Consider the following 11,686-nt stretch of genomic DNA (forward strand, 5'->3'; position numbering starts at 1 on the left):
TCATTCCACTGGAGGAGAAACGCATGGCGGGATCGGTCAGCTGGGTGCTGGAATTGCAGGTGCAGCCGGGACGCTCGGACGAGCTTCGCACGCTGATGGAAGAGATGGTCTCGAGCACACACGCGCACGAGTCAGGCACACATGGCTACGAGTGGTACATGAGCGCCGACGGCAGCCAGTGCCATCTGTACGAGCGTTACGCCGATTCGGCCGCCGCATTGGTGCACTGTCAGACCTTCGGCGCGCGCTTCGCCGGGCGGTTCATGGCGCTGCTCACGCCCACACGGTGCACCGTGTACGGGTCGCCCGATGCGTCGGTACAGGACGCGCTGTCGGTGCTGCAGCCCACGTATCTGGGGCAGGCCGCCGGATTCCACCGCTGACTCAACGTGCCATGCGAATCGCCCGTACCACGCTCCTGCTCGGTGGGCTCATGACGTTGACCGCCACCGGTGACGCCCATGCGCAGTCGGCGGATGCGCGATCGACCGATGCCCTGGCCGTCCGCGCGGCCCGTGCGGCGCAGAACGCCGCGATCGCCGACGGTGATCTCGACGCGGTTATGTCGTTCTGGACCGAGGATGTCACGGTGCGCCGTGCCCTTGGCGCGCCAGTGGCCGGCCGCGCCGCTGCCCGTGCGGCGTTCGAGCCGACCGCCGGCGCCGCTGCATCCACGTCCGCATCTGCGTCCGCTCCGCGTATCGTGTATCGCCGCATCCCGAACGAGGTCGAGGTGAGCGCCCAGTGGCCGCTCGCCTTCGAAACGGGCGTGTGGGAAGGGCGGGCGGGATCTCGTGATGGCCCCGTCATCATCGGCGGCCGATTTTCCGCGCAGTGGGTGAAGCGCGACGGCCGATGGTTGATCCGCTCCGAGGTGTTCGTGGCACTCACCTGCACAGGGGCTGGCTGTTCGCTCGTGGCGGTGCCATAACTCAGGCATGCAACGACTCGCGATTCCCCTGCTCCTGGCCTTCGCGCCTGCGCTTCTGACGGCGCAGGGTACGCCGCCGCACAAAGCCGAGTATCGCGAGTTCGTGGTGTCGAACTTCACCACGGAGAGTGGCGTCACGTTGCCGCAAGCGCGGATCGTATACGGCACCTACGGGAAACTGAACGCGGCGCGCGACAACGTGGTGCTGCTGCCGTCGCACTACATGGCCAATCATCACGGCTACGAGTGGCTGATCGGCGACGGACTGGCGCTCGACACGACGAAGCTGTTTCTGGTGGCCACGGAGCTGTTCGGCAACGGTGCCTCATCGTCGCCCAGCAACACCCCGGAGCCGTTTCATGGTCCACGGTTTCCCGTGACCACGATTCGCGACAACGTGCTGATCGTGCATCGACTGCTCACCGAGCAGTTGGGTGTCACGCATCTGCGCGCGGTGATCGGATTTTCGATGGGCGCACAGCAAGCGTTTCAATGGGCGGTGAGTTATCCCGCCTTCGCTGATCGCATCGTGGCCACCTCGGGCACGGCGAAAACGTACGGCCACGGGATCATGCGCCTGGAAGGGCAGATCGCCGCGATCACCGCCGACCCGTCGTTCAACAACGGCGATTACGCCGCGCCGCCAAAAGCGGGACTCGAAGCGTTCGGCATGGTGTGGGCGGCGTGGCTGTATTCGCAGGAGTGGTGGCGCAAGGAGCTGTGGCGCGCGAGCGCGCGACCGGGCACGACCTTCGAACAATTTGTGCAGTCCTGGCGCTCGCGATTCTCGGCCGATGCCAACAACTACATCCTGCAGGCACGCACCTGGGAACGGCACGATGTGGGTACGACCCCGGGCTTCAACGGCGACACCGAGAAGGCGCTGCGGTCGATTACGGCGCCGCTGTTGTACATGCCGTCGGAAACCGACTTGTACTTCCCCGTCGCTGATGCGCGCTACGAAGCGCAGTTTATTTCGAAGGTGCAGCTGGTGCCGATTCCCTCGCTCTGGGGACATCCGGCCGGTGCCGGCGCGAATCCCGATGACAAGCGGTTCCTCAACGAGAAGATCGCCGCGTTTCTCGCCGCCGGCGACGTGCGCCGGGTCCGCTAGTGGCGAACAAGTTCCGCGTAGACTCTGAGGAGCTGCGTGCGCGGTTGCGCACGCTCTTCGGTAGCGAACTGCGGATCGATCGTGAGCTCGGACGTGGCGGTATGGCCGCGGTGTTTCTCGCCTTTGATCCAGGGCTGGAGCGGCAGGTCGCGGTCAAGCTGCTGCTACCCGATGTGTCGGTGCACGGCGACGTGGTGGAGCGGTTTCTGCGCGAGGCGCGCACGGTGGCGGCGTTGCAGCATCCCCATATCGTGTCTGTATACGGCGTGCGCAGTCGCGATGACGCGCATGCGATCCTGATGCAGTTTGTGGACGGTACCAGTCTCGATACAGTGGTGGCCGAACGGGGAGCACGGCCGCCGGCACAGGCGGCCCGCTTGTTATCGCAGGTGGCGGCGGGCTTGCAGCATGCGCACGATCGCGGCGTCGTGCATCGCGACGTAAAGCCGGCCAACGTGCTGGTGGATGATCAGGGCAATGCATACGTGTCGGACTTCGGCATCGCCCGTCGCAACGACGCTGCGATTGTGACCAAGACCGGCCTCGTGTTGGGCTCGTGGGATTACATGAGCCCCGAACAACGCGCGGGTGAGCGCGTAACGGCCGCCGCCGATCAGTACGCATTCGGCGTGATGGCGTTCGAGGTGTTCACCGGGCGGTTGCCGTTTCCGGGCACGCCGGCCGAAGTGATTCGCGGCCACATGGAGACGCCCGCGCCGTCGATGCGCGCGGTGGTGCCGGAGCTCACGCCGGCCATCGACGCATTGATCGCCCGCATGCTGGCCAAGGATCCGGCCGACCGCTGGCCATCGCTGGTCGAGGCGCGGCAGCGACTTGATGAACTGGCGGACGGTCGCACATCGGGCGGGTACGCTGTGGTGCCGCCAGCAGCGCGGGCCCTGACGACGCGGGCCGTCGCCATCGGCGTGGTGGTGCTGCTGCTGTCGGCGATCGCGGTGTGGGCGCTGGGGGCGTTCGGCTCGTAGCCGAGCGAGACGCGCCACCCGACGCATGTCAGGGAAACACTGGTTGCGAGGGCATGCACACCATCCCACTGTAACTGGTACTATGAATACCGGATTACGGCGGACTTTCGGTGCCTTCGCGGCGGTTGTCTCGCTGCTCGGTGCCGCGGCGGCGACGCTGGGTGGCACGCCCACGTCGGTGGTGCGGCGTTCGCGCTCGTTCGCTGCTGCCACGCGCGATCCCATCGCCCGGTTGCAGGCGCAGCTCGATGCGGGGCAGGTCACACTCGCCCATGACTCGCTGTTGGGCTACCTGCCCGCGTTGCTGAAAACGCTGAACATCCCCGTCTCGTCGCAGGGCCTCGTATTCTCGCGTACCAGCTTGCAGACCGACAAGATCACGCCGTGGTCGCCGCGCGCGATCTACTTCAATGACGACGTGTACATCGGGTATGTGCAGGAAAGCACATTCCTCGAGATTGCCGCCGTCGATCCGGTGCGCGGCGCGGTGTTCTACACACTCAGTCAGGAGCCGCGCGCCCGTCCCGTGTTTTCCCGCGAGACGACCACGTGCCTGATGTGCCATCAGTCACGCAACGCCACCGGCGGCGTGCCGGGGTTCATGGTGATTTCCACCATCGCCGACCGCTACGGCTATCCCGTGGTGGGGATGCATGACGGCAGCACGACCGACGCCACCCCACTCAAGCAGCGCTTCGCCGGTTGGTACGTGACCGGCTCGGCCGGCGCGCAGGGACATGCCGGCAACGTGTACTCCCCGAAACTGGCGCACGAGATCACCGACAAGCCGGCGTATCGCGCGCAGCTCGACATGAACGCTGAGAGCGCGCGCCCCGATCTTATCGCCAAGTTCGACCCGGCGCCGTATCTGTCGGCACAGAGCGACATCGTGGCACTGATGGTCCTCGTGCATCAGACCGTCGTGCATAATCTCATCACCGCCGTGCATGAAGCCGCTCCTGACGCCGTGTTCGAAGACTCGATGTCGCGGGTCAGCGGACGGGACACCACGTCACGCGCACAGCCCGGAGGTGGGCCCGCCGCGCGATTGCGCCGCGACGTGGAGAAGCTCGTGCGAGCGATGCTGTTCGTCGGCGAAGCACCGTTCAGTGGCACGGTAAAAGGCACCACGACGTACGCGCAGGACTTCCTGAAGACGGGGCCGCGCGACGCGAAGGGGCGGTCGTTGCGGGACTTCGATCTCGAGAAGCGGCTCTTCAAGTATCCGCTCAGCTTCCTGATCTACTCCGACAGCTTCAACGCGCTCCCCGATCTGGCGAAGGGTGAGGTGTATCGGCAGCTGCGTGCAATACTGATGAGCACCGACTCGAGCGCCGAGTTCGCGCAGCTTTCGACCAGCGATCGCGCGGCGATTCTGGAGATTCTCGCGGACACGAAGCCCGACTTCCCGCGCTAGTACACACGCCTTAGTGCGTGAGCCCGTACACCACGTAGTTCGTGGCGAACTTATACGCATCGTTGGAGAAGTTCACGGGGTACCAGCCTTCGCCCGACCACTCCATGTAGTCGCCGATGTCGTTGTTGTAGTTGATGATCACCTGCAGCCGCTTGCTCGGATCGTTGTCCTCGTAGATACCGAGATACTCGGCCTTGGCCAGCGGTGTGGCAGGATGGGTCATCCCGACCAGCGTCTTGATGTGAAAGAACGAATTGAAGATCGGATGCGACACGTCCATCGGCACGATGCGCGCATTCGGCAGCACCGACAGCATCGCCTTCTCGAACACATCCCACTGGCGGTCGAAGTAGAAATCGTCGACGATCAGAAAGCCGCCTTTCTGAATCCAGCGACGCAGCGCTTCGGCTTCCTGCGGCGTTGGAATCCAGTAGCCCGGCTCCGTGAGATACGCGACCGGGTAGTGATTGAGCGCGGGATCGTCGAGCACATGCACGTTGCTGGCTTTCTTGTGCAACCGCAGCGTGGAGAGATAGCCCAAGATCGTCATGAAGTTGCGCTCCATCTGCGGATAGTCCGCACTCCAGGCCATACGGTAGCCCTGGGTGTAGCGCAGTCGCACGAACGTGTAGCGCCCGTCGTACGGCACGTTCGGCTCGATCATGAAGCGTTGACGCTGCGATCAGTCGCTTGGTGGGAGTCCAACCATCTGCTCACTCAAGGTCCAGAGTCGCGCGGCGCGCGCTACGTGCTGTGCTTTGGCGGCCAACGGCTGCGGGAACGCAGCGCGGCCGTTCTGTCTGTTGCCCCAACTCCAATGCACCCCGCTCTGCGCGAACGCGTCGTCGGCCACAACCTGCGCGACGCGCTCACCCGAGAGCTCCTGCGTCACGTAGCCTTTGGTGATGTGCTTCTGGAACCAGGGAAAGATGCGCTGAAACGCCGGTGGTGTGTCGCGAAACAGGGCCGTATCGGCTACGCACCCCGGGTAGAGTGTGTTGAACACGATGCCCGTGCGCTCATGATACCGTCGATGCAGCTCGCGACTGATGATCATGTTGCACAGCTTGCTGTCCTTGTACGCCTTGCCCGGCTTGAACGGCTTGCCATCGATCATCGCCACCGGCACGCGGAACCCCTGCTCGAGCCCCTCGAGTTCGCCGAGATCCGCCGGCGCCGGAATCGGGACTTTTCCGCCAAACTCCTCCGCGTTCGCCGTGACCGTGCCCAGCGTGATCAACCGCGGTGAGGCGGCCTGCTGCAGCTTGTCCATCAGCAGGCGGCTCAGGAGAAAGTGCCCCAGGTGATTCGTCGCGACGCTCAGCTCATATCCTTCAAGCGACCGTGCCGGTTCCGAAAGACGCGGCTTGTAGACGGCGGCGTTGTTCACCAACGCATCAAGATCGCGTCCCGATGCCAGGAACTCGGCCACGAACGTGCGCACACTGTCCTGCACGCCAAGATCGAGGTGGCTCAGGGTAAACAGCGCTGGATTCAGGCCGAGCGAGCCGGCGACTCGTGAGGCCTTCGCGAGATCGCGGCACGCCATGACCACGTGCCAGCCGCGGTCGATCAGCGACTTGGTGGCATAGAGCCCGACACCCGAGGAGGCACCGGTGACGATAGCAGTTGGCACGAGAGGTACGCGGGAGGGAGAAGTCGCGCGATACGGACGTTGGTCCCCGCATCACCGGTTACATCGATCACCGAGGGAATCTGTTCCGATTCTAGTGTCGTGGCTACACTATCCGCATGTCATTTCGCTGCCTTCGCCGTACCCGCGTGCGGGCGACCATGGCGCTTGGTCTGACCTGCCTGACGGCATACGCCGTACGCGCTCACGCCACGCCGCAGGCCACCGCGCACTTCGGGCCGGGCGCACGGGTGTTGTTGGACGCGCACAACGCGTATCCCGAGCGGGGCCAGTGGAGTACGCGGATCGATGACGCGCTGGCCACCGGCCTGCCGATCGCGATCGAGCAAGACCTGCATTGGCGCGTGGCAGGCGGGAGCGCGCCGCACACCGTCGTGGCGCACGACGACGACGCGCTCGAGGGTGCCCCCACGCTCGACGCGCATTTCTTCGCCCGCATCCGACCCATCATGGAGCGCGCGCTGGCGGAGAACCGCCGCGACACGTGGCCGCTGATCACGCTCAATCTCGATTTCAAGGACAACACACCGGCGCATCTCGACGCCGTGTGGGCGCTGCTGGGCACGTACGAATCATGGCTGACGACGGCCCCGCGCACCGCCACGCCGGCACACGCTGAAGCGCTCGTTTCCGGGCCGCTGCTGGTGCTCGTGGGCTCAGACTCCGCGCAGCGACGGCGCTTTCACGATGACGTGCCCGTAGGGGCTACCTTGCGCGCCTTTGGCGCGATGCGCCCGGTGCCAGTGCCCGGAGCCACCAAAGCGTTGCGGGCGCGGCGCGCCATGCGCATGACGAGTGCAGCGCACATCAACGCCCACGCCGACAACTTCGCGCGCTGGGTGAACTTTCCGTGGAGCGTGATCGAGGCGGGCGGGCAGAAAACCGCCGGCGCGTGGGTGCCGGCCGATTCAGTACGGCTGCACGCGTTCGTGCAGCGCGCGCACGCGCAGGGATTTTGGATTCGCTTCTACACGCTCGACGGTTTTTCCGCCGCCGAGGATCGCGGCTTCACGACGTCGTATAACTTCGGGTCACGGGCGGCGGCCACGGTGCGGTGGCGCGCGTCCATCGCGAGCGGCGTCGACTTCGTGGCGACTGATCAGTACGCAGCGTTCACCGACCTCCGTCGCTCGCCATCGCGCACGCCCGACGGCGAAAGGTGACGCTATGCCGGCGTGATGTGCTTGAGCGTAATGTCGGCGAGTGATCGGGTGCCGCTCTGCTTCATCGCGACTTCGAATTCCTTGCGAAGCAGACCGAGTACGGCTTCCACGCCTTCCTGCCCGAAGGCGCCAAGGCCCCAGATGTAGGGACGGCCGATGCCGATGGACGTGGCGCCGAGTGCCATGGCCTTGAACACATCGGTGCCGCGGCGGAATCCGCCGTCGCAGATCACGGGGATGCGACGTTCGGTGCCGAGCAGGACCTCCGGCAGCGACGTGATGGTGGCGCGATGTGAGTTCTCGGCGCGACCGCCGTGATTCGACACGAACAATCCGTCTACGCCGTGCTTCACGGCGAGATCGGCATCTTCGGCGGTCACGATGCCCTTGATCAGCACCTTCATGCTGGTCGACTGCTTGAGGCGGTCGATGAACTCCCAGGTTGGCGTACCCACTTCCGGGATCGGCGTCGCCTTCTGGTAGCCCACGAGATTCGGCTTGCGTCGGTTGTCGCGATCGTCCACCCGTCCGCTCACGCCGGGGAGCGGTGCGCCGCCCAGATGGCACTTGGTGCAGGTCCGCGTGTCCTTGCGCGCCTCGCGGATCATCGTTTCGCGGTTACTACCCCCCAACAGGTCGACCGTGAAGGCGATCGCCGGTGCGCCCGCCTTCTCCACGCGCTTCACCATCTGCTTGGTAACCGCCCAGTCGGATTGGTGATACAGCTGAAACCAGACCGGTCCACCGCGGGCCTCGATCACGTCCTCGATAGACGTGGTGGCCACCGTGGAGAGCACCATGAGGTGATCTTTCGTCTTGGCCGCGCGAGCCGTGGCGATCTCGCCGAGCGGATGAAAGGCCTTCTGGCTGCCCAGCGGATTCACGACGATCGGCGTGGGGTACTTGGTGCCGAACCAGGAGACGCTGGTGTCGAGCCGGCTCACGTCAATGAGTCGGCGGGGGCGCATCGCCCAGCGATCGAAGCCCTGGCGATTGGCCTGAATGGTGGCGTCGTCGTCGGTGCCGGTCGCCAGATAGCCCCAATGCGCCACCGGAATGTTCTGCTTGGCGACGGGCTCGAAGTCGAAGACATCGAGTGCTTCGTCGGCGGTGCGGATCTGTTGCGCCAGCTGGAGGACCGTGTCGTCCAGGCGCGTTCGCGGTCCGTCGCCGGCCTGCAGTAGCCGGGAGAACACCGATTCGTCGAGACCGGCGGCAGCCAACAGCGGACTGCCCGCCAGAAACGTAAGGAAATGACGGCGAGAGGGGTCGATGGACATGCCCCAAATGGCACTCATCGCTCGCCGTTGTCCAGCGTCATAGATTGCCCGCATTCCCCCCACCCACCCGCAGCTCCCCCTCCTTTGCCTTTCCTTTCCGCGCTCCAGCGCCGCGTGATTCGTGAGTTCGTGAGGGTCATCGCCTCGGCCGTCGCCCTCTCACCCCTTGCCCCATTGGCTCACGCGCAGGTCACCACGCCGGTGCGTCTCGACGCCGCCGTGGCCGATTCGTTCGCCAAGGCGGCCCGCGCCCGACCACGGCCGTCTTTTAGCACGTTGCGGGTGACCACGGCGCCCACCATCGACGGCAAGCTCGATGAAGCCATGTGGTCGCAGGGTACGCCGATCCGCGACTTCGTGCAGCGCGAACTCAATGAGGGCGTCCCCGCCTCCGAACGCACGGAAGTGCGTCTGGCCACCGACGGCGTGAATCTCTACATCGGCGCGCGCATGTACGACCGCGAGCCGCAGCTGATCGTGCCCGGTGAAAAGATCCGCGACGTACAGCTGGCGAACAGCGATCACATCGCGTTCGTGTTCGACACGTATCACGATCACCAGAACGGTTTTGTGTTTGCCACCACACCGGCCGGCGTGGAGTACGACGGGCAGGTGATTCGCGAAGGCGAAGGCGGCGGGGCGCAGGTCGCGGGGCAGAATCGGATGCAGGCCGGCGGCATGGGCGGCTTCAACGTGAACTGGGACGCCAGCTGGACGGTCGCCACCACCGTCGACTCGCTCGGCTGGACGGCGGAGTTCCGAATCCCGTTCTCGACGCTGCGCTATCAGTCGGGTGCTGCCGAGCAGACGTGGGGCATGAATGTGTCGCGCAACATCCGTCGCAAGAACGAAGAGTTGTACTGGGCCTTCATTCCGCGGCAGTTCAACCTCTATCGCCTCTCCATCGCCGGGAATCTCGCCAACCTCACACTGCCGGTGCGTCGCATTCGTACGGTCACGCCGTATGTGCTAGCGTCGTCGCAGGAGCGCTGGACCAGCGGCGTCAAGCAGGACGCCAAGCGCCCCATGGAGTTCGGCGGTGAAATCAAGTACGGTGTGACGCCCGCGCTCACGCTCGACCTCACGGTCAACACCGACTTCGCGCAAGTCGAGGTGGACGACCAGCGGGTGAATCTCACGCGCTTCCCGATCTTCTTCCCGGAGAAGCGTCCGTTCTTCCTCGAGAATGCCGGCGTTTTTTCGGCGGGCACCCCGCAGGCCGTCGATCTGTTCTTCACGCGCCGCATCGGTATTTCTCCAGATGGTACGCCGCAATCCATCCTTGGCGGTGGTCGCCTGTCGGGACGCATTGGCGGCACGACGGTGGGCTTGCTGCAGATGGTGACCGACGCCCCCGATGCGCAGAACGCGGGACAGTCCTTCACGGTGGGACGCGCCACGCGCGAACTGTCGGCGCGCTCGCGGATCGGGGCGATGGTGGTACAACGCATGGCCACCGACGACGGCGGCGATGTGAACCGCACGTTCGCGGTCGACAGCCGCATCGGGCTCGGCCAGCGGTGGACGAGTGATCTCTGGGCCGCACGCACCACGACACGTGATCTGACTGGCGATGCCAACGCGTTCAGTGGACGCCTTGCGTACCAGACCAACGTGTGGAACCACAACGCGCGCATCGCGCAGATCGGCGAAGACTTCAACCCGGAAGTGGGTTTCATGAGCCGCCCAGGCGGCTACCGTGCCTACGACCTGTCGCTGATGCGCCTGGTGCGCAAGCCGGAGTGGGCCTGGTTCCGTCAGTGGAATCCGCACGTGAGCTACCGGAGCGCATACGGCATCAACGATGGCTTCTATCAGTCGGGCTATTGGCACATCGATCTCACCGAGATCGAGCTGGCGAACAGTACGAAGTTCGGCCCGGAGTACAACATTTCGCATGAGGGGCTGCAGGCGCCGTTCACGATTGCGACCGGTGTGGTGATCCCGGCTGGTCAGTATGATTGGGGCACGCTTGGCTGGGACTACACGACCGATCCGAGCGAGAATATTTCTGCCACCGGCCGCTTCGACGTCGGACAGTTCTGGACGGGCCGTCGCAGCGGCGGTAGTGGCACGATCACGCTGCGTCGTGGCGCGACGTTCTCCGGCTCGTTTACCGCCGACTATAACGACGTACGCCTGCCGCAGGGAAATTTCATTCGGTCGCTTCAAGCGGTCCGCCTGAACTATTTCTTCTCCCCGCGCATCTTTGTCCAGACACTCACGCAGTACAACAATCAGCAAGCGATCTTCTCGTCCAACGTACGCTTCGGCTGGCTGAACACCGCAGGTACGGGGCTCTTCATCGTGCTGAACGATGGTCGCGCTGCAAACAGCTTCTTCGACCTCGGCGCACCGCAGCAGCGCTCGCTGTTCATGAAGTTCACGCGTCAGTTCGGGACGGGCGGCTGATCAGCGGCCGCTGTGACGAAGTGCGAAAGGGCCAGCGCGACGGTGCGCTGACCCTTTCCCGTATGCGGCATCTCCCACGCCGTCTAGTCACCGCCGCGACGCGCGTGTCAATTTATCAGAATTTCCCTCCTCCCCCAGACTCTCCCGCATGCCACCGGCTGAACCCGACGTCACGCTGCTCCTGGAAGAGGCACGGCTCGGCGGTGCCGGCGCGGCGGATCGGCTCGCCCGTGCGGTGTACGACACCATGCACCGCATCGCCGTGAGTGCGTTGCGGAAGGAGCGCGACAGCCACACAATGCAGCCGACCGAACTGGTGGACGAGGCCTTCGTGCGGCTCGTGAATTATCGAGACACCTCGTGGGAGAGCCGCTCGCACTTCTACGGTGTCGCGGCGAATGTCACCCGCCGTATTCTGGTCGATCATGCACGCCGCCGCGCCCGCGTGAAGCGCGACCATGGCGTGCAGGTCACGCTGGACAACGCGTTGAGCGACGAGGGGGGCAGTTCGCTTGACTTGATTGCTCTCGATCAGGCGCTGGCGGAACTCGAGGCACTCGCACCGCGACAGGGGCGTGTGGTGGAGCTTCGATTCTTCGCCGGCCTCGACATCGACGCCACGGCGGAAGTGCTGGGCACGTCCCGCGCCACCGTAAAGCGCGACTGGGCCTTCGCGCGCGCCTTCCTGCTGCAGGCGCTCTCCACTTCTCACTGAGGGGCCGCGGTCAC

At 64.9% G+C, this 11,686-nt stretch carries 11 protein-coding genes; 8 read left to right on the forward strand and 3 right to left on the reverse strand.

Annotated elements, in window-relative coordinates; all coding sequences use genetic code 11:
- Nucleotides 1-23: 23 nt before the first annotated feature.
- The 5 genes from RMP10_RS22370 (at nt 24) to RMP10_RS22390 (ending at nt 4,448) form a co-directional block, all read left to right on the forward strand.
- Nucleotides 24-383: an antibiotic biosynthesis monooxygenase gene (locus tag RMP10_RS22370; RefSeq protein WP_309671552.1), complete on the forward strand. Its 360-nt coding sequence runs from the start codon at nt 24-26 to the stop codon at nt 381-383.
- Nucleotides 384-394: 11 nt separating this feature from the next.
- Nucleotides 395-931 (forward strand): nuclear transport factor 2 family protein, encoded by a 537-nt coding sequence (locus RMP10_RS22375; protein WP_310572290.1) that lies wholly within the window; start codon nt 395-397, stop codon nt 929-931.
- Nucleotides 932-938: 7 nt separating this feature from the next.
- Nucleotides 939-2,045, forward strand: a complete 1,107-nt coding sequence (locus tag RMP10_RS22380; RefSeq protein WP_310572291.1) for an alpha/beta fold hydrolase — start codon at nt 939-941, stop codon at nt 2,043-2,045.
- Entirely contained in the window at nt 2,045-3,031 is a 987-nt protein-coding gene (locus RMP10_RS22385) for a serine/threonine-protein kinase (RefSeq protein ID WP_310572292.1), read from the forward strand. The genes RMP10_RS22380 and RMP10_RS22385 overlap by 1 nt, the downstream gene beginning before the upstream one ends.
- Nucleotides 3,032-3,113: 82 nt before the next feature.
- The gene (locus RMP10_RS22390; RefSeq protein WP_310572293.1) at nt 3,114-4,448 is read left to right on the forward strand and encodes a hypothetical protein; all 1,335 of its coding nucleotides are present in this window, start codon (nt 3,114-3,116) and stop codon (nt 4,446-4,448) included.
- A 10-nt stretch (nt 4,449-4,458) separates the two neighbouring features.
- Here the strand turns inward: RMP10_RS22390 and RMP10_RS22395 are convergent, their stop codons facing one another.
- Nucleotides 4,459-5,112 (reverse strand): DUF4159 domain-containing protein, encoded by a 654-nt coding sequence (locus RMP10_RS22395; protein WP_310572294.1) that lies wholly within the window; start codon nt 5,110-5,112, stop codon nt 4,459-4,461.
- A gap of 18 nt (nt 5,113-5,130) precedes the next feature.
- Nucleotides 5,131-6,084: a protochlorophyllide reductase gene (locus tag RMP10_RS22400; RefSeq protein ID WP_310572295.1), complete on the reverse strand. Its 954-nt coding sequence runs from the start codon at nt 6,082-6,084 to the stop codon at nt 5,131-5,133.
- Between the two features lie 116 nt (nt 6,085-6,200).
- Between RMP10_RS22400 and RMP10_RS22405 the strand changes: the two genes are divergently transcribed.
- Complete coding sequence (locus RMP10_RS22405; protein ID WP_310572296.1) at nt 6,201-7,265, forward strand: hypothetical protein; 1,065 nt, start codon at nt 6,201-6,203, stop codon at nt 7,263-7,265.
- 2 nt (nt 7,266-7,267) lie between these two features.
- Here the strand turns inward: RMP10_RS22405 and RMP10_RS22410 are convergent, their stop codons facing one another.
- Entirely contained in the window at nt 7,268-8,545 is a 1,278-nt protein-coding gene (locus tag RMP10_RS22410) for an alpha-hydroxy acid oxidase (RefSeq protein ID WP_310572297.1), read from the reverse strand.
- Nucleotides 8,546-8,659: 114 nt separating this feature from the next.
- Between RMP10_RS22410 and RMP10_RS22415 the strand changes: the two genes are divergently transcribed.
- On the forward strand, nt 8,660-10,957 hold the full coding sequence (locus RMP10_RS22415; protein ID WP_310572298.1) for a DUF5916 domain-containing protein: 2,298 nt from the start codon (nt 8,660-8,662) through the stop codon (nt 10,955-10,957).
- A 148-nt stretch (nt 10,958-11,105) separates the two neighbouring features.
- Entirely contained in the window at nt 11,106-11,672 is a 567-nt protein-coding gene (locus RMP10_RS22420; RefSeq protein ID WP_310572299.1) for an ECF-type sigma factor, read from the forward strand.
- Nucleotides 11,673-11,686: the final 14 nt, after the last annotated feature.

It is taken from the genome of Gemmatimonas sp., from assembly GCF_031426495.1.
GTDB lineage: Bacteria > Gemmatimonadota > Gemmatimonadetes > Gemmatimonadales > Gemmatimonadaceae > Gemmatimonas.